The 17,585-nt window shown below is 71.8% G+C and carries 18 protein-coding genes; 7 read left to right on the top strand and 11 right to left on the bottom strand.

Annotated elements, in window-relative coordinates; genetic code table 11:
* Window positions 1–192, top strand: a 192-nt coding sequence (locus ACFZBB_RS28385; RefSeq protein ID WP_391128038.1) for a biotin/lipoyl-containing protein, incomplete at its 5' end; no start/stop codon positions are given.
* Window positions 193–363: 171 nt separating this feature from the next.
* Here ACFZBB_RS28385 and corA read toward each other — a convergent pair.
* Complete coding sequence (gene corA / locus ACFZBB_RS28380) at window positions 364–1,347, bottom strand: magnesium/cobalt transporter CorA (protein ID WP_391128035.1); 984 nt, start codon at window positions 1,345–1,347, stop codon at window positions 364–366.
* 194 nt (window positions 1,348–1,541) lie between these two features.
* Here corA and ACFZBB_RS28375 point away from each other — a divergent pair, with 194 nt between their 5' ends.
* The 3 genes from ACFZBB_RS28375 to ACFZBB_RS28365 all read left to right on the top strand — a co-directional run bounded on the left by ACFZBB_RS28375 (window position 1,542) and on the right by ACFZBB_RS28365 (window position 3,970).
* Entirely contained in the window at window positions 1,542–2,759 is a 1,218-nt protein-coding gene (locus tag ACFZBB_RS28375) for an AAA family ATPase (RefSeq protein WP_391128031.1), read from the top strand.
* Window positions 2,760–2,876: 117 nt separating this feature from the next.
* On the top strand, window positions 2,877–3,518 hold the full coding sequence (locus ACFZBB_RS28370) for an HAD-IIIA family hydrolase (protein ID WP_391128029.1): 642 nt from the start codon (window positions 2,877–2,879) through the stop codon (window positions 3,516–3,518).
* Between the two features lie 110 nt (window positions 3,519–3,628).
* Window positions 3,629–3,970 carry a hypothetical protein gene (locus ACFZBB_RS28365; RefSeq protein WP_355347631.1) on the top strand — a complete coding sequence of 114 codons (342 nt, stop codon included), beginning with the start codon at window positions 3,629–3,631 and terminating at the stop codon, window positions 3,968–3,970.
* A gap of 54 nt (window positions 3,971–4,024) precedes the next feature.
* On the opposite strand, the gene ACFZBB_RS28360 is transcribed toward ACFZBB_RS28365, so the two are convergent.
* Complete coding sequence (locus tag ACFZBB_RS28360; protein ID WP_391128026.1) at window positions 4,025–4,663, bottom strand: TetR family transcriptional regulator; 639 nt, start codon at window positions 4,661–4,663, stop codon at window positions 4,025–4,027.
* Between the two features lie 113 nt (window positions 4,664–4,776).
* Window positions 4,777–5,028 carry a hypothetical protein gene (locus ACFZBB_RS28355; RefSeq protein ID WP_391128023.1) on the bottom strand — a complete coding sequence of 84 codons (252 nt, stop codon included), beginning with the start codon at window positions 5,026–5,028 and terminating at the stop codon, window positions 4,777–4,779.
* 213 nt (window positions 5,029–5,241) lie between these two features.
* Here ACFZBB_RS28355 and ACFZBB_RS28350 point away from each other — a divergent pair, with 213 nt between their 5' ends.
* Entirely contained in the window at window positions 5,242–5,835 is a 594-nt protein-coding gene (locus ACFZBB_RS28350) for a hypothetical protein (protein WP_391128020.1), read from the top strand.
* Window positions 5,836–5,963: 128 nt separating this feature from the next.
* Here ACFZBB_RS28350 and tkt read toward each other — a convergent pair whose 3' ends face one another.
* The 6 genes from tkt to ACFZBB_RS28320 form a co-directional block, all read right to left on the bottom strand.
* On the bottom strand, window positions 5,964–8,078 hold the full coding sequence (gene tkt, locus ACFZBB_RS28345) for a transketolase (protein ID WP_391128017.1): 2,115 nt from the start codon (window positions 8,076–8,078) through the stop codon (window positions 5,964–5,966).
* A 52-nt stretch (window positions 8,079–8,130) separates the two neighbouring features.
* Window positions 8,131–8,898, bottom strand: coding sequence for a glucose 1-dehydrogenase (locus ACFZBB_RS28340; protein WP_355347616.1), 768 nt, complete (start codon window positions 8,896–8,898; stop codon window positions 8,131–8,133).
* The gene (locus ACFZBB_RS28335) at window positions 8,895–9,605 is read right to left on the bottom strand and encodes a nucleoside/nucleotide kinase family protein (protein WP_355347614.1); all 711 of its coding nucleotides are present in this window, start codon (window positions 9,603–9,605) and stop codon (window positions 8,895–8,897) included. The genes ACFZBB_RS28340 and ACFZBB_RS28335 overlap by 4 nt, the downstream gene beginning before the upstream one ends.
* The gene (locus ACFZBB_RS28330; RefSeq protein ID WP_391128062.1) at window positions 9,602–10,387 is read right to left on the bottom strand and encodes an ATP-binding cassette domain-containing protein; all 786 of its coding nucleotides are present in this window, start codon (window positions 10,385–10,387) and stop codon (window positions 9,602–9,604) included. Before ACFZBB_RS28330 ends, ACFZBB_RS28335 begins: the two co-directional genes overlap by 4 nt.
* Window positions 10,388–10,524: 137 nt before the next feature.
* Complete coding sequence (locus ACFZBB_RS28325; RefSeq protein ID WP_391128014.1) at window positions 10,525–11,538, bottom strand: ABC transporter permease; 1,014 nt, start codon at window positions 11,536–11,538, stop codon at window positions 10,525–10,527.
* On the bottom strand, window positions 11,535–12,563 hold the full coding sequence (locus tag ACFZBB_RS28320; RefSeq protein WP_391128011.1) for a substrate-binding domain-containing protein: 1,029 nt from the start codon (window positions 12,561–12,563) through the stop codon (window positions 11,535–11,537). Before ACFZBB_RS28320 ends, ACFZBB_RS28325 begins: the two co-directional genes overlap by 4 nt.
* 178 nt (window positions 12,564–12,741) lie before the next feature.
* Here ACFZBB_RS28320 and ACFZBB_RS28315 point away from each other — a divergent pair, with 178 nt between their 5' ends.
* On the top strand, window positions 12,742–13,974 hold the full coding sequence (locus ACFZBB_RS28315; RefSeq protein WP_391128009.1) for an ROK family protein: 1,233 nt from the start codon (window positions 12,742–12,744) through the stop codon (window positions 13,972–13,974).
* A 16-nt stretch (window positions 13,975–13,990) separates the two neighbouring features.
* Here the strand turns inward: ACFZBB_RS28315 and ACFZBB_RS28310 are convergent, their stop codons facing one another.
* The gene (locus ACFZBB_RS28310) at window positions 13,991–14,545 is read right to left on the bottom strand and encodes a TetR/AcrR family transcriptional regulator C-terminal ligand-binding domain-containing protein (RefSeq protein WP_355347598.1); all 555 of its coding nucleotides are present in this window, start codon (window positions 14,543–14,545) and stop codon (window positions 13,991–13,993) included.
* Window positions 14,546–14,620: 75 nt separating this feature from the next.
* Here ACFZBB_RS28310 and ACFZBB_RS28305 point away from each other — a divergent pair, with 75 nt between their 5' ends.
* Window positions 14,621–15,919 carry an MFS transporter gene (locus ACFZBB_RS28305; RefSeq protein WP_355347595.1) on the top strand — a complete coding sequence of 433 codons (1,299 nt, stop codon included), beginning with the start codon at window positions 14,621–14,623 and terminating at the stop codon, window positions 15,917–15,919.
* A 67-nt stretch (window positions 15,920–15,986) separates the two neighbouring features.
* Here the strand turns inward: ACFZBB_RS28305 and ACFZBB_RS28300 are convergent, their stop codons facing one another.
* A complete protein-coding gene (locus ACFZBB_RS28300; protein ID WP_391128005.1) occupies window positions 15,987–17,582 on the bottom strand; it encodes a glycoside hydrolase family 3 N-terminal domain-containing protein in 1,596 nt (531 codons plus the stop codon).
* Window positions 17,583–17,585: the final 3 nt, after the last annotated feature.

The following is a 17,585-nucleotide window of genomic DNA, read 5'->3' as shown; positions in this document are numbered from 1 at the left end:
CAGGGCACGATCGTGAAGGTCGCGGTCGAGGAGGGCCAGCAGGTCACCGCGGGTGACCTGATCGTGGTCCTGGAGGCCATGAAGATGGAACAGCCCCTGAACGCCCACCGGTCGGGCACCGTCATCGGTCTCAAGGCCGAAGTCGGCACCTCCGTCTCCTCCGGCGCCGTCATCTGCGAAATCAAGGAGTGAACGGGACCGCCCGGTCCGGCGGCTGAGCCGCGGCGAGGACCGGCCGCGGCGAGGACCGGCCGAAGCCGGGACCCAGGAGCGGACCGGGCCCGTAGGACACCCCGAGCCCGTAGGACCGGGCCCGTAGGACGCCCGTAGGACCGGGCCCGTACCGCCCCACCCGCACCCGGCTCAGAGCCAGCCGCGCCGCTTGAACAGGAAGTACAGGAAGGTCACCACCGACGCCATCAGGCCGAGCACCGCCGGATAGCCCCAGATCTGGCGCAGCTCCGGCATGTGGTCGAAGTTCATGCCGTAGATCCCGGCGATCATCGTCGGGGCCGCCGCCATGGCCGCCCACGCGGAGATCTTGCGCATGTCGTCGTTCTGCCGCACACCCACCTGCGTCAGATGCGCCGCCAGGATGTCGGACAGCAGCCGGTCGAGCCCTTCCTCCGCCTCGTTGACGCGCGCCAGGTGGTCGGCGACATCGCGGAAGAACGGCTTGGTGCGCGCATCCACGAACGGCGCGTTGCCGCTGGCCAGCCGGGCCATCGGCTCCGAGAGCGGACTGATGGCCCGGCGGAATTCCAGCACCTGGCGCTTGAAGGAGTAGATGACGCCCGCCACCCGCGAGGAGTCGCCGCCGGTGGGGGAGAAGACCTGCTCCTCCAACTCCTCCAGATCCACTTGCAGCTCCGCGGCGATGTCCAGGTAGTCGTCCACGACCGCGTCACAGATCGCGTAGAGCACGGCCACCGGACCGTGCCGCAGCACCTCGGGGGACCGCTCCATACGGGAACGGGCGTCGGCGGCCGTCTTCGCGTGCCCGTGCCGCACCGTCACCACGAAGGAGTCACCGATGAAGATCATCAGCTCGTCGGCCGTGACGCGGCTCTTCTCGTCGTCGTAGCGCAACGGCCGCACGACCGTGAACAGCGCCCCGTCGTACGCTTCCATCTTCGGCCGCTGACGGGCCTTGAGCGCGTCCTCGACGGCCAGCGGATGCAGGTCGAACTCGGTGGCGACCCGGTCGAACTCGCTCGTCGTCGGCTCGTGCATGCCGATCCAGACGAAGCAGTTCCCCGACGCGCGGGCCTCGGCGAGCGCGTCGGACAGGTCGTCCGGCGTCTCCTCGCGACGACCGTCCCGGTAGATGGCGCAATCCACGATCACGCGGTGATCCCTTCGGTGAACGTCCGCGGCCGTACCACCCACGCCCGCGCGGCTCCCGGGCCCGTCCGGCCCTGGCCCGCTCCTGCCCGGAACGCGCCGCTTCATGGCCGGATCGCGCCTCCGGCCGCGCCACGCCACCGCGCGACCCGCCCGGTCGGCGCGGATCCCGGCGGCGCGGCTGACAGACTGGCCGCATGCAGGACACCTCCTTCTCGCTGACCCGTGTCCGGCTGCGGCAGTACCGCAGCATCCCGGAGGCCGACGTGGCGCTCGGCCCGCTCGTCTTCCTGATCGGGCCCAACGGCTCGGGGAAGAGCAACTTCCTCGACGCCCTGCGCCTGGTCTCCGAGGGCCTGCGGACCTCCCTCGACGAAGCGCTCGACCGGCGCGGCGGCGTCGCGCAGGTCCGCCGGAGGTCGGCGGGACACCCGACCCGCTTCAGCGTCGACCTCGACTTCCGCGGGCCGCACGGCGACGGCGGCTACGGAATCCAGGTCGCGGCCGTACGCGGCGGCGGCTTCCGTATCGTCCGCGAGCACTGCACCGTACGGCCCGCCGCCACCGCCCGCGACGGCGCGGGCACCGCACCGGCCGAGGCCGCCTACCGGGTGGACGACGGGGTGCTGACCTCCAGCACCGAGTCCGGTATGCCCGCGGCCGACCGTCACAGCCTGCTGCTCGCCGACCTCGCCACCCGCAAGCCCTTCAAGCACGTCCACGACGGCCTCGCCGACATCGGCGTGTTCACCCTCAACCCGGAGGCCATGCGCGAGCCGCGTACGCCCGGATCCGGTCAACTCCTCCAGCGCGACGGCTCCGACATCGCCGCGGTACTGCACCGGCTGGGCCGGAGCGTGCGCGGCCGGGAGGACAAGGCGCGGATCGAGAGCTATCTGCGGCAGATCGTGCCGGGCATCCACGGCGTGACCCGGCGCACGCGCGCGGGCCGCGAGATCCTGGAGTTCACCCAGGACGTGCCCGGCGCCAAGGCGCCCTGGCGGTTCGGCGCGCCCTCCGTCTCCGACGGCACCCTGCGCGCACTCGGCGTCCTCACCTCGCTGTTCACCCCCGCGGGCGGCGCCTACAGCACGGTGGCCGTCGAGGAACCCGAGACCGCCCTGCACCCCACGGCGACCGGCGCGCTGCTGGCCGCGCTGCGGGACGCCAGCGACCGCCGCCAGGTCATCGCGACCAGCCACAGCCCCGACCTCCTCGACACCGACGAGGTCGACCCCGCGGAGCTGCTCGCCGTCCGCGCGCCCGGCGGCCGTACCGTCATCGCCCCGCTCGACGCGCCCGCCACTTTCGCGCTCCGCGCCCAGCTCCACACCCCCGGTCAACTGCTGCGCGCCGACCAGCTCCTGCCGCACCCGTCCCCGCCCGCGGGGGAAGAGCGCGCGCGTGTGAGGTGAGACGGGCCGCCGTCCGCCCGTCCGCGGGTCCACCGGAGAGCCGACGGCCGCCACGACGGAGTGAAGGACCGGTCGTGGCGCGCCGGGCGGCGCGGCGGCTGCCCTAGGGTGACGACGATGACTACCACGATCGTGTTCGACATCGGCGAGACCCTGATTTCCGACGCGCGGCACTGGGCGGGCTGGGCCGACTGGCTCGGCGTCCCGTCACACACCGTCTCGGCCCTGGTGGGAGCGGTCGTCGCCGAAGGGCGCGACGACGGCGACGCGCTGCGGCTGATCACCCCCGGCCTCGACATCCCCGCCGCCTACGCCGCCAGGGAGGCGGCCGGGCGGGGCGAGCACCTGGACGAGACGGATCTGTACCCGGACGTCCGCCCCGCGCTGGCCCGGCTGCGGGAGGCCGGCATCAAGGTGCTCGCCGCCGGCAATCAGACCGCCCGGGTCGGGGAACTGCTGCGCGGCCTCGACCTGCCGCTCGACCTGGTCGCCACCTCCGCGGAATGGGCCGTCGCCAAACCGAGCCCCGGCTTCTACGCGAAGGTCGTCGAGGTCGCGGGGGCCGAACCCGAAGAGATCCTCCACGTCGGCGACCACCCCGGCAACGACGTCTTCCCCGCGAAGCGCGCGGGACTGCGCGTCGCCCACCTGCGCCGCGGGCCCTGGGGCCACCTGTGGGCCGACGACCCCGACGTGGCCGCCGCCGCGGACTGGCGGATCAACTCCCTGACCGAACTCGTCGCCATCGCGTCCCGCTGACCGGCTCCGGAAGCGGCACCGACATCAGAAGCCGCACCGCGCGCGGACCGCGACGGGATTGATCATCCGTTCCGTGGGGAGGCGGAGGAATGACGAGAGAGGGCGGGGACATGAGTACGAGCTACCAGGACGGCTGGATCGAGTGCACACCTGACGCGCTCCGGATCCGCGGCTACTACTTCCCCTGGGGCACGAAGACGATTCCGTACGCGTCGATCCGCACGGTCACCCGCGTGAAGATGGGGGTGTTCAGCGGGCAGGGCCGCATCTGGGGCACCGCGAACCCCCGTTACTGGGCCAGCCTCGATCCGCGGCGGTTGTCCAAGACGGAAGGTCTCGTCCTGGACACCGGGAAATTCGTCCGGCCCTTCATCACCCCGGACGATCCGGCCGCCGTCGAGAGCATCCTGCGTGAGCGCTCCGGCGCCGGGCCGGACGACCGGGATTCCTAGGGCCAGACCGATCCCGTACGCCTGTCCGCTGCGGGGCCGGTCGTACGGAGGGCGTCAGCCGAGCGCGCTCGCCACCGTCACGGCGGGCCCGGTCCGGCCGACGTCAGCGGTCCCCGCCGCGGTCCCCGCCGCGATCAGCGCCGAGGCGGCGGCCCGGGCGGCGACGGCCGCCGAGGGGTCGCGGTCCATCCGGGCGGAGATCCCGGCGCCGTCGTACAGCAGATGGAGCTGGCGGCCCAGCGACTGCGGGTCGGCGGCGCCCGCCTCACCGGCGAGGCGGGTGAACAACTCCCGCAGCCAGGCACGGTAGTTGTCCGCGGCCTCCTCCACGAGACTGCCGGGACCGGCCTCCGCGCTGGCCCGGATGAAGGCGCAGCCGTGGAAGTCCGGTTCCCCGAAGAGCGCGCCCTGCGCCTCGAAGACCGCCAGCAGCCGCTCGCGCGGAGTGTCGCGGCTGTCGACCGCGTCGGTGATCCGCCCGGTGATGCCCGCGTGGCGGGTGTCCAGGTAGGCCCGGATGAGCTGTTCCTTGCCGCCGAAGGTGTTGTACAGCGACGCCTTGGCCACGCCCGCGTGCTCGATGACCCGGTCGATGCCGACGCTCCGCACGCCCTCGGCGTAGAACAGCTCGTCCGCGGCGGCGAGCAGCCGCTCACGCGCCGACGGCTTCGTGGTGGTCCGGGAAGTCGCCATGGCCGTCACCTTTCGGACAGATCTGTCTGCATTATGCCGCGGCGGCGGGGCAAGCCCGGGGGCGGCGAGCCGGGACGGTCGCGGGGCGGTCGCGCCCGGCCCGAGGTCCGAGGTCACACGGCCGGCCGGGGGGACTGCTCGGAGGCGGCCCAGGTCAGTTGCTTGAGCTCCATCCGGGCGGCCGGAGCCGTTCCGGGCAGCGACGCCCAGTAGGGATGGGTGGAGATCCGGACGGAGAGCCTTTGCAGGCGGCGCCGGAGCACGGTGGTCTGCGTACCGGCGGAAGCGTCGGCGAGCAGGCGGTAGGTGATGTACCAGTCGCGCTGCGCCTCGATGAGATCAGCGGGGAAGTCGTGCTGCTTCATGGGGGCAATCCTGGCACGTGTTCGAATATTTGTGCGAGTCCATCTCGTCACGTTCGTACGACAGCCGCCCCTCCATCGCCGGTGGCCGGGGACGCGGCCGGGTGGAGAGGCGGTGGAGGGGCGGAGAATGGGGGAGAGGGGGACAATCGGGGTGTTCGCCCGCGTGTCGCGGCTCACGCGCCGCGGCTCGCCCTCGGTGGAGGAGGTCCGGACATGAACGAGGCAACGCGACGGCAGGGCTCGACCGTGTGGGATCCGGAGACGGACGGCGCCACCGCGGGGCAGGGCATGGGGGACCGGTCCAAGGGTCCGCACAACATCCAGAACCACTCCGAGGAGTTCAACCAGTCGATCCGGGACGCGGAGACCGAGGCCGCCACCGCCGACCGGGCCAGGTTCCACGGCGTGTCCGTCCGGCTGCTGGCGTCCGGCACGGCGGTGCACGACATGATCCAGGTGCTGTTCAACAAGGAGACGACCGCCCCGGCCGATCTGCGGTCGGTGGCCGACGCCTTCCGTCGGCACTGCGCCGCCAAGGACGCCACGGCGGGGCGCGCGCTGGAGTCCCACCCGCCGGTCGCCGAGGCGGTCCGGCGCGACCGCGAGGAGGGCGCGTACCTCCTCGCCCTCCTCGACGGCTCCATCGCGTCGCCGGGTCCGGCCGGAACGCGCGCCCAGACCGTCAACGGTGTGCTGGCCGACATCGACCAGTTCCTCGGCCACGAACAGCGCGACTTCATCCCGCTGATCGAGCGCGAACTCCCGGTCTCGCAGAGCAACCGCCTGGCCGCCTCCTTCGACGGCTGACGCCTGACGGTGAGGGCCGGAGCACGACGCCTGCGCGAGCGCCTGACGCCTCACGCCTGCGCGAGCGCCTGACGCCTGCGCGTACGCCCGAACCCCGCGCTCCGACCGGCGGCCCCGCTGCCGCCTTACTACCTGCTCATCAGCTCCCGCGCCGCCGACACGACCGCGTCCGCCGTCAGCCCGAAGTGCTCGTAGAGTTCGGCGGCCGACGCCGACGCGCCGAACTCCTGGACGCCGATCGACCGGCCGTCGAGACCGATCAGGTCGTACCAGCCCTGACCGACGCCCGCCTCGACCGCGATCCGGCGGCGTACGGCCGGCGGGATGACGCTGTCGCGGTACGCCGCGTCCTGCGCGTCGAACCACTCACGGCACGGCATCGACACGACGCGCGCCCGTATCCCGTCCGCGGCCAGCGCCCGCGCCGCGGCGACGGCGAGCTGCACCTCGGACCCGGTGGCGATGACCACGACGTCCGGGTCGGCCGGAGCGGCCGACAGGTCCGCGACGGGCGCCTCGTACCGTACGTAGCCGCCCCTGACCGCCTCGGCGGCCGAGCCGAACCCGTCCGTGCCGTCGGGGAAGACCGGCAGGTCCTGACGGCTGAGACTGAAGCCGGTCGGCCCGGCGGACCCGGCCGCGCCGAGCACCTTCCACAGGGTGACGGCCGTCTCGTTGGCGTCACCGGGGCGCACGATGTCCAGGCCCGGTATCGCCCGCAGGGACGCCAGGTGCTCGACCGGCTGGTGGGTCGGGCCGTCCTCGCCGAGACCGATGGAGTCGTGCGTCCACACATAGAGCGTCGGCAGCTTCATCAGCGCGGCGAGCCGTACCGCCGGGCGCATGTAGTCGCTGAAGACGAGGAAGGTGCCGCCGTAGGGACGGCTGAGGCCCGACAGCGCGATGCCGTTCATCGCGGCGGCCATGAAGTGCTCGCGGATTCCCCAGTGGACGGTGCGTCCCGCCGGGTCGGCGCCGGGCTGCGCGCTCGACGCCGGAAGGAAGGACGAACTGCCCTCCACCGTCGTGTTGTTGGAGTCGCCGAGGTCGGACGAGCCGCCCCACAGCTCGGGCAGTTCCGCCGCTGCCGCGTTCAACGCCCGCCCGAACGCCTTCCGCGTGGCCACTTGCGTGTCCGCCGCGAAGACCGGACGCGCGTCCTCGAAGGCGGCGGGGAGCCCCCTGGCCGTCAGCCGGTCGAGCAGCGCCCGCCCGTCCGGATTCCCGCGCGCCCACGCGTCGAACGCCGCGTCCCACTCCCGGTGGGCCGCCGAACCCGCCGCGCGCGCCGCCGACGTCAGCCGCTCGTGGAGATCGGCCGATACGTCGAAGGCGGTGTCCGGGTTCACGCCGAGGACGGACTTCGCCGCGCGGACGGCGTCGGCCCCGAGAGCGGAGCCGTGCGACTTCGCGGTGTTCTGCGCGCCGGGCACCGGCCAGGAGATGATGCTGCGCATCAAGACGATCGACGGCCGCGTCGTCTCGGCGGCGGCTTCCTCCAGCGCCCGCGACAGGGCGGACACGTCGACGTCGCCGTCGGCCGCGAGGCCGACCCGCTGCACGTGCCATCCGTACGCCTCGTAGCGGGCGCCGACGTCCTCGCTCGTGGCCAGGTCCGTGCTGCCCTCGATGGAGATCCGGTTGTCGTCGTAGACGACGACGAGATTGCCCAGGCGCTGGTGCCCCGCGAAGGAACCGGCCTCGGCGCTGATGCCCTCCTGGATGTCGCCGTCGGAGCACAGGACGAAGACCCGGTGGTCGAAGGGGCTTGTCCCCTCGGGCGCGTCGGGGTCGAGCAGGCCGCGCTCGCGGCGGGCGCCCATCGCCATGCCGACCGCGGTGGCGATGCCCTGGCCGAGCGGCCCGGTCGTGGTCTCCACACCCGGCGTGTGCCCCCACTCGGGGTGCGCAGGGGTGAGGCTGCCGCGCTTCCGGTAGGCGCGCAGGTCGTCCAGCGTGAGCGGATATCCGGCGAGGTAGAGCTGGATGTACAGCGTGAGGCTGGAGTGACCGCAGGACAGGACGAACCGGTCCCGCCCGCGCCACCGCGGGTCCGCGGGGTCGTGGCGCAGGAAACGCCGGAATATCAGATGGGCGGCGGGCGCCAGGCTGACGGCGGTGCCGGGGTGGCCGTGGCCCGCCTCCTGCACGGCGTCCATGGCCAGGACGCGGGCGGTGGTCACGGCCCGCTGGTCGTCCTCGGTCCAGGGTATGTGGGCATGCTGAACGTACGTGCTCGTCACGAGCGCTCCTTCGACACGAAAAGAGGGTGCGGGCGGGGCGGGGCCCGCCGGCTCACCAGAGGGTGTAGCCGCCGTCGATGACGAGGATCTCGCCGGTGACGAAGGACGAGGCGGGGCTGGCCAGGTAGAGCGCGGCCGGGGCGATCTCCGACGCCTGCGCGTACCGCTGCATGGGCACTTCGTCGATCCAGTAGTGCTTGTACTCGGGCAGGTCGATGTCCGAGATCTCGGTCTTCGTGTAACCGGGCGCGATCGCGTTGACCCGTACCGACCTGGGCGCCCACTCGGCGGCCAGGGACTTGGTCAGGTGGTGGACCCCGGCCTTGGACACGGCGTAAGGGGCGTGCCACTGCGGGCGGTTGATGATCATGCCGGACATGGAGCCGACATTGACGATCGAACCGGTGCCGCGCTCGACCATCGACTCGCCGACGACCTGGCTGACCTTCCAGACCGCGTCGAGGTTGGTGGCCATCACACGGTCCCAACTGTCGTCGTCGATGGTCAGGGACTCGCCGTGGATGCCGATGCCCGCGTTGTTGATCAGGACGTCGACCGGGCCGAGCTCCGCGGTGACCCGCTCGTTCATGGCCACGATGTCCGCGCGGCTGGTGACGTCGGTCCTCGTCGAGATCGCGGTGGCGCCGAGCGCGGTGAGCTCGGCCACGGCCTCGGCGTTGCGCGCCTCGTCCCGGCCCGCGATGGCGACGGACGCGCCCGCTTCCGCCAGCGCGGTGGCGATGGCCTTGCCGATACCGCGGTTTCCGCCGGTGACGACGGCGACCTTGCCGTTCAGCCGGAACTGATCCAGGACACTCATGCCGATTGCTCCTCGGTTGACGTCGGCGCTGACTGCGCGTCGGGCACCCGGACGATCCGGTCCGCGCGGGTGCGGGTTGCGTGAATGAGTTCTGCGTTGCGCTGGTCGGAGCCGTGCGACCGCTCGTACGCCTCCGCCGCCGACCGGCCGTACCGCATGTGCCGGGCGATCAGCCGTTCCATGCGCACGTCCTCGTCGGGGTCGACGTACCAGCACGCGTCGAGCAGCGGCTGTACGGCTCCCCACCGGGGCCCGTCGACCAGCAGGTAGTTGCCCTCGGTGACGACCAGCGGGACGTCACGGGGGACGGGCACCGCGCAGGCTATGGACTCCTCGATGGCGCGGTCGAAGAACGAGGCGTAGACGACCTCTTCGTCGCGGGCGCGCAGCCGGCGCAGGAGGTTGATGTAACCGGCCGCGTCGAAGGTGTCGGCGGCCCCCTTGGAGGCGTGGCGGCCGAGCCGGTGCAGTTCGGCGTTGGCCAGGTGGAAGCCGTCGAGGCTGACGAGCACCGCCTGGTCACCGAGCGCGTTCACCAGGGCTTCGGCGAGAGTGGACTTCCCGGAGCCGGGCGCGCCCGTGATACCGAGGATCCGGCGCTGCCCGGAGGTGATCAGCGCCCGGGCCGAGTCGATGAGGGCGTCGTAGTCCGCGCCGTCGGCCCCGGGATTGTGCTGGGGGTCGGCGGCCGGTCCTGGGGGGTTCAATTTTCGCCTTTCGAGAGATCCGTCGGTGCCGCGTGCGCGCCCTGCGGGGCGGAGTCCCCGGCGGGTGCTTCCACGCCCACGAGGGTGTCCGGCGCCTTGGCGCCGGTCATGACGGCGACGGCTTCTTCCATGCTGGTGTCGTTCTTGTCGACCAGGGCGATACGCCGTCCCAGCCGGTGGATGTGGATCCGGTCCGCGACCTCGAAGACGTTCGGCATGTTGTGGCTGATGAGCACCACCGGCAGGCCGTTGTCGCGGACGCGCAGGATCAGGTCGAGGACCTGGTTCGTCTCGCGCACGCCGAGCGCGGCGGTGGGTTCGTCCATCACCACGACGCGGGTCGCCCACGCGGCGACGCGCGCCACCGCGACGGCCTGCCGCTGCCCGCCGGACAGCGTCTCGACCTTCTGCCGGATGGACTGGACGCGGATGCCCAGGTCGGCCATCTGCTGGGCCGAGCCGCGGCGCATGGCGCCCTTGTCCAACTGCCGGAAGACGGTGCCGAGTACGCCGCGACGGCGCTGCTCCCGGCCGAGGTAGAGATTCTGCGAGATGTCCAGGGCCGGGGCCACGCCCAGTTCCTGGTACACCGTCTCGATGCCCGCCCTGCGCGCGTCGAGCGGGCTGCGGAACTGCACTTCCTCGCCGTTCAGACGCAGGGTGCCGGAGCCGGGGACGACCGCGCCGGTCAGCGATTTGATCAGCGTCGACTTGCCCGCGCCGTTGTCCCCGATCACGGCCAGGATCTCGCCGGGCCGCAGGTCGAAGTCGGTGTTGTCCATGGCCACGACGTGGCCGTAGTGCTTGGTGAGGCCGCGGCCCTCCAGCACCTTCGGCTGGGACCCGGACCCGGCGGGCTGGGACCCGGTGGGGGTGTACCTGCCGGGAGCGGACCCGTCGGAAAGGGATGCGGAGTGCGTCATCGCGACTGCCTCCTTCGTACGAGTTGGTCGACGCCGACCGCCACGACCACCAGGACACCGGTGGCGACCTGCTGGTAGAGCGAGTCGATACCGGCCTGGGTGAGGCCGTTCTGCAGCACGGTCACGATCAGCGCGCCGATGAACGTTCCGATGACGCCGCCGCGACCGCCGAACAGGCTGGTGCCGCCGATGACGACCGCGGTGATGCTGTCGAGGTTGGCGGTCGAGTAACCGCTCGGGTCGGCGGTCGGGGTACGGCCGAGCGCCTGCCAGGCGGCGAAGACATAGACGACCGCAGCGACCATGTACACCCCGAGGAGCAGGCGCTTGACCTTGATCCCGGCGAGTTCGGCGGCCTTGTGGTTGTCACCGAGGGCGTAGACCCGCGTGCCCCAGGAGGTCTGTCCGAGGGCGTAGGCCAGGACGGCGGTGAGGCCGATCCAGAGCATCACGCCGTAGGTGATCGTCACCCCGCCGACTGTCACACCGTTGTTGAGGCAGGTCAGCAGGCTGGGGTTGATCGGGTACGTCTGCGACGAGGTGTAGAGCCGGGCCGCCGCGGCCACCACGGACATGACGCCGAGGGTGACGATGAACGGTGGCAGTCTCAGCAGCGAGACCAGCGCGCCGTTGACCGAGCCGACCGCCACGCACACCACCAGGCCGACCAGCAGCGCCAGTGCCGGGTTGTTGTGGACGGCGATCTTGCCGATCACGACCGAACCGAGCACCATGATCGCGCCGTTGGCCAGGTCGATGCCCGACGTCAGGATGATCAGGGTCTGTCCGAGGGCGAGGGTGCCGACCACGACGGACTGCTGGGCGATCAGCGACAGATTTTCCGCGTTGAAGAACGTGCTGGTCGACAGCGTGAAGACGATCACCGCGACGATCAGGGCGGCGAGCGGTCCGGCGATCTGGTTGCCGGCGAAGGCGCGGAGCAGGCTGCCGCGCGAGATCCCCGTCTCCAGCGCCTCCGCGTCCGCGCCATGCGTCGTCGTTCCTGTCACTTCGGACCCCAGCAGTGGTCGAGGCCCCAGGCGGAGGTCTCGGAGGCGATGCCCTTGACCGGCTTGTCGGTGATCAGGACGGTGCCCGAGTCGGTGACACCGGCCTTCGGCTTCGTGCCGTCCTTGATGAAGGCGGCGGCGGCCTCGACGGCCATCTCACCCATCTTGCTGGGGAACTGCATGGCGGTGGCGCCGATGACGCCGTTCTTCACGTCCTGGACGCCGGAGCACGCGCCGTCGACCGAGACCAGCGTCGTCCTGCCCGCGAGGCCCTTGTTCTTGATCGCGGTGTAAGCGCCGTGCGCGGCCGGCTCGTTGATCGTGTAGACGACGTTGATGTCAGGGTGGGCCGACAGCAGGTTCTCCATCGCGGACTGCCCGGTGTCGATCGTGCCCTGGGTGAGCGCGGTGCCCGCCACCTGCGGCGACTTGGCGGTGATGCCGTAGCCGTCGAGGAAGCCGTCGTGCCGTCCCTTGGCCGGACCGTCGGACAGGTCGAAGTCGAGCATCGCGATGTGCGGGTCCTGCGGCGAGGACGCCTTGGCCCACTGGCCGATGAGCTTTCCCGCGGCCACGTTGTCGGTCGCGTAGGTGGCGTCCGCGGCGCTCTCCGGCGACAGCGGCGAGTTGACGGTCACCACGAGGATGCCCTTGTCCCTCGCCTGCTTCACCACGCCGTTGAGCGCGGTCGCGTTGGCCGGGGTGAGCACGATGGCCTTGACCTTGTTGGCGATCATGTTCTCGATGGCGGTCACCTGGGTGGCGGAGTCACCGGGCACCTTGGCCTCGGCCTTCATGACCTTCCAGCCCTTGGCCTTGGCGGCGGCCTCGGTCGCCTTCTCCAGGGTGCCGAAGAACGGGTTGCTCAGGTTCAGTTCGACGATGCCGATCGTGACCGCTCCGCCGGAACTGCCGGTGGTGGTGCCGCTGCTCGAACTGCACCCCGCGACGGCGAGGGCACAGGTTCCGGCCAGGGCCATGACTCCGAGCTGTGCCGGTCTGCTGGCCCATCGGGTGATCTTCATGGGGTTCCTCCTGGATGCGGGGCCGTTAACTCGGCCAGTCGGCAGAGCATGGGGCGATGACAGAGATATTTCGCAATGTTTCACTGACTGTCAAGCAGAAATATTTATCTTTTGTCTTTCCACCGACAAAAGAACGTGCTTCACTAAGCTCTGGCCGACGTCCGAGACCGGGAGTGAGATGACTGCGACGACCAGTACGACGACAGGCGGCCCGTCACCGTGGCGGGCCGACGAGGGGCCTGGAAGAATCCTGGAACTCATCACCACCGGCCAGGCCCGCACGCGGTCCGCCCTCACCCAGGTCACGGGCCTGTCCCGGTCCACGGTCGGCCAGCGGCTCGACGCGCTGTTCGCCGCCGACCTGATCCGCGAGGGCGCGGAGAACGTGCCCTCGCGCGGCCGGCCGTCCAAGACGCTCCAGCTCAACCACGCCGCGATGCTGATGATCGGCGTGGACATCGGCGAGGAGCGGACCCGTATCGCGGTCACCGACCTCAACACCAACATCCTGGTCGACCGGGTCGAACGACTCGCCCTCGGCGAGGGCCCCGACATCCTGCTCGACAAGATCACCGAGACGGTGCGCGACATGATCGTCCAGGCCGGACTGGGCGACATACCGGTGGCCGGCATCGGCCTCGGCCTGCCCGCGCCCGTGGACTACGACGCGGGCAAGGTGCTCGGCTGGTCGATCATGTCCGGCTGGGACGGCTACGACATCCGCGGCCACCTGCGCAGGACCTGGCAGGTCCCGATCCTGATCGACAACGACGTCAATCTGCTCACGCTGGCCGAGCACCGGCGGTTCTGGCGCGACGAGCCGCACCTGCTCTACATCAAGGCCGGTACGGGGGTCGGCAGCGGCATGGTGATCGGCGGTCAGATCAACCGCGGCGCCCAGGGTGCGGCGGGCGACATCGGTCACGCGCACATCGGCGGTTTCGGCGACCCCCAGTGCCGCTGCGGAAACCTCGGCTGCCTGGAGGCCCTGATCGGCGGCTGGGCCCTCGCCCGCGACCTGCGCAGCCGTCAGCACAGCGACAGCCACGACGCGCGCTACGTCGTCACGCAGGTCAAGCGCGGCGACACCGAGGCCGTCGCCAGCCTACGGGCCGCGGGCCGCGTCCTCGGCGAGATGGTGGCCTACGCCACCAGCCTGCTCAACCCCGACGTCATCGTCCTCGGCGGCATGCTCGGCACCACAGGCGACCACCTGCTGGCAGGTGTGCGCGAGGTGATCTACCAGCGCTCACTGCCGCTGGCCACCCGGCAGTTGCGCATCGTGCCCACCCGGTACAAGTCCCGCGCCGGGATCGCGGGCGCGGGCTATCTCGTCCGCGACCACGTCCTGAATCCCGCGACCCTCGACATCACCCTGGCCGCCGGAGGCTCTCCGATCGTGGTGACGTGACCTCCGGCCCCCGCGGCTACGTGGTCGCCAGGAGTGTGGCGACCAGGCCGCGCGCCCATGCGCTGGAAGCGGGTCGGGCGCTGAAGATCGCACGGTAGTACAGCGGGCCGAGCAGCGTGTCGACCGCGCGCTCCAAGGACGGGACCTTGCCGCCGCGTGCCTGCTCGCGCTCGATGATCGCGCGGAGCTGGTCGTGCCGATCGGCCGTGCACGCGCAGCCGCCCTCCGGGCCCGAGCCGATGGTCGCGCGCATCAGGGCCAGCACGTCGGGGTCGGCGAGGTCGGTGGCGACGTCGCCCATCCACCGCTCCAGGTCACCGGCCAGCGAGCCGGAGTCGGGTACGACGATGTCACCGCTGAACCTGCTGGTCGCGACATCGGCCAGGAGTTGCGCCACCGAGCCCCAGCGCCGGTAGACGGTGGTGGGGTGCACCCCGGCGCGCGCGGCGACGGCGGGAATGGTGAGCGCGTCGCCCGGTTCCGTGGCGAGCGATTCCTCGACGGCTCGGTGCACTGCGGCCCGTACGCGTGCGGAACGGCCACCGGGACGGGTCTGGACTGCTTCGGTCATGCGGAAATTATCGCACCAATCGCTGCGTTAGCATGAGCGTCGCTAACGCAACGATCACTGCAATCGGAGAGTCGTATGACCGGAGCGCTGACGCCCCAAGAGAAGAGCCCCGCGTCCCCGGGCGTCACGTCCCGGGGCGCCGAGCCCGTGGCGATACCGGGCGCGGGGAACGGCTCCCGGCGGCGCGGCCTGAGCCGTCCCGTCGCCTTCGCCGCCATCGCCGCGATCTTCATCCTGTTCATGGCGGCGTCGAGCGCGCCGTCCCCGCTCTACGTCGTCTACCAGCATGAATGGAACTTCTCCGCGTCCATGCTGACCACCGTCTTCGCGGTGTACGTCGTCGGCATGATCGGCGCGCTGCTGGTGCTCGGGGCACTGTCCGACCACATCGGCCGCCGCCCCGTCCTCGTCTCGGCCATCGCGCTCGAAGCCGTCGCGATGCTGCTGTTCATCGTCGCCGGAGACGTCTCCGTGCTGCTGGTGGCCCGCTTCGTCCAGGGCATCGCCACCGGCGCGGCCATGACGACACTCGGCGCGACCCTCGTCGACCTCAACCCACCGCACGCACCGCACCGCGCCGGAGTCATCAGCGGCGCGGCCCCCACCTTCGGCCTCGGTGTGGGCGCGCTCGGCTGCGGCTTCCTCGTGCAGTACGGCCCGCACCCGACCCGCCTGGTCTACGTACTCCTGCTCGCCGGTCTGGTGCTCGCGGGTCTGCTCGTCTCCCTGCTGCCCGAGACCTCGCAGCGGCGCCCCGGCGCGGCACGCTCGCTGCAACCGCGCCTCGGTGTCGCCCCCCGGCTCCGCGCCGACCTCGTCGGACTCGTGCCGATCCTCGTCGCGAGCTGGGCGCTGGGAGGGCTGTACCTCGCGCTCGGCCCCTCGGTCGCGGTGGGACTGTTCGGCCTGTCCAGCCACGTCATCGGCGGCCTCGTCGTCACCCTGCTGTGCGGACCGGCCTCGATCACCGCCTTCGCCCTGCGCGGCTGGCCCACCGAACGCACCCTCGCGCTCGGCGCCGCCCTGCTGGTCACCGGCACCGCCGTCGGCCTGGCCGGAGTGCAGGCCGAATCGGTCACCACGGCCGCCCTCGGCACCGCCGTCGCCGGTGTCGGTTTCGGCGCCGCCGGTCTGGCCAGCTTCGGCACCCTCGCCCGGATCGCCGAACCGGCCGAGCGCGGCGAACTCTTCGCTGTCGCCTTCGTGATCTCCTACCTCGCCTTCAGCATCCCCGCCGTGGTCGCCGGATTCGCCACCACCGACGTCGGCCTCCACCGCACCGCCGTCGTCTACAGCGCGGCCGTCATCGTCTTCGGCGCCCTCGCCCTGATCGCCCAACGCGTCCGTATCAGCCGCACGGCGGCGAACGCGTAGCACCGACGCACAGCACCCACCCGTAGCACCCGCGGTCCTCGGCCCCACGGCCGAGGACCGCCGGGCGTCAGCGGGTGAGCAGTGCGGCGACCGCCCGGGCGGTGGGGAGGGACTCGCCGTGGGTGAAGACCGCGTTGAGCGCCTCGGGCAGGGCGTCCTCGGTACCCGGCCAGCCGAGGCACACGACGACGGCGCCGGGGGAGCAGGCCAACTGCCGTGCGAGCGCCGCGTCCTGGGCGGGATCGCTGCCGGGAGTGCCGACCAGGACCACATCGGCCGGGATACCGGGGGAGGCCGTACCGTCCTGCGCCTCACCCGGTGTCAGGTCCCCCTGCTCGGCCCGGCCCTCGACGGTCGCCGTCCGCGCGAAGACCGCCTCGACGGTCGAGCCCGGCAGCCGTTCGAGCAAGGCGTCCGCGACCAGGTCGGAGAGCCGCCCGGTCGCCACATTGCGCCGCCTGCGCACGTCCACGACGCGCACCGCCCCGCTCAGCGAGCCGGCGACCTGTCCGCGTACGCGCAGCGCCCGCTGCGCCGCGGCGGCGTTGGCCTCGGTCACGTCCGACGTCACCGAAGCTTCCGAAGCGTCGCCGCCTCGGGCCCCTTGGGTCCAGTCCGCCAGGGCGTGGACGCGGGCCGCCGCCTCTTCGAGCCGGGCCACCGGCAGACGACCCTCGGCGACCGCGCGCGTCACCGCGTCCAGCACCGCGCGGAATTCCTCCTCGTCGGTGGGCGTGTCACCGGTCAGCGGCAGGCCCGGATTGCCCAGGCACACCAGGTCGACGCCTGCGGCCAGCGCCCGTACCGCGCTCTCGGCGAAGCCGATGGTCTCGGCGACCGCCAGCATGCTGATCGCGTCGGAGACGATCACGCCGTCGAAGCCCAGACCGTCGCGGAGCAGGGCGACGACGGCGGGACTGACCGTCGCCATCGCGCTGTCCAGCGCGGGGAAGACGATGTGCGAGGTCATCACGCAGCGCACCCCGGCCGCCACCGCGCCCGCGAACGGCACGAGGTCCCGGCTCCGCAGCGTCTCCAGGTCGACCGCCACGACCGGCAGGCCCACATGCGAGTCGACCTTCGTGTCGCCGTGGCCGGGGAAGTGCTTGGCACAGGCCGCGACCCCCTCCGCCTGCATCGCGGTCACGAACGCGGCCGTGTGCGTGCCGACCAGATCGGGGTCCGCGCCGAAGGAGCGCACCCCGATCACCGGGTTGGCGGGGTCGGAGTTGACGTCCGCCACCGGCGCGAGCGCCAGGTCGATGCCCGCCGCCCGTACGTCACGGGCGATCCCGCGCGCGACCGCCGCGGTCAGCGCGAGGTCGTCGGCGCGGCCGAGCACCGCCGCGCCGACGTGCGGAGAGCCGCCGCGCACATGCAGCCGGGTGACACCGCCACCCTCCTCGTCCATCGCGATGACCGCCCGCCCGGCCGCGTGGATCCGCTCCGACAGCGCCGCGGTCTGCTCGGGTGACTCCAGATTGTGCCCGAAGTAGCAGACGGAGCCCAGGCCGTCGCGCAGGGCGTCGAGCAGCCACGGCGGCGCCGACGTACCGGTGAAGCCCGGCATGAGGACGGCGTGGACCAGGCGCCGGGTCCGCTCGTCCACGGCGGGCGCCGTGCTCGTGGTGCTCCCGGAGATCCTGGTGTTCACAGACGACATGGA

It is taken from the genome of Streptomyces sp. NPDC008139, assembly GCF_042957025.1.
Classification (GTDB): domain Bacteria; phylum Actinomycetota; class Actinomycetes; order Streptomycetales; family Streptomycetaceae; genus Actinacidiphila.
This window is presented reverse-complemented; position numbering and strand designations above follow the sequence as displayed.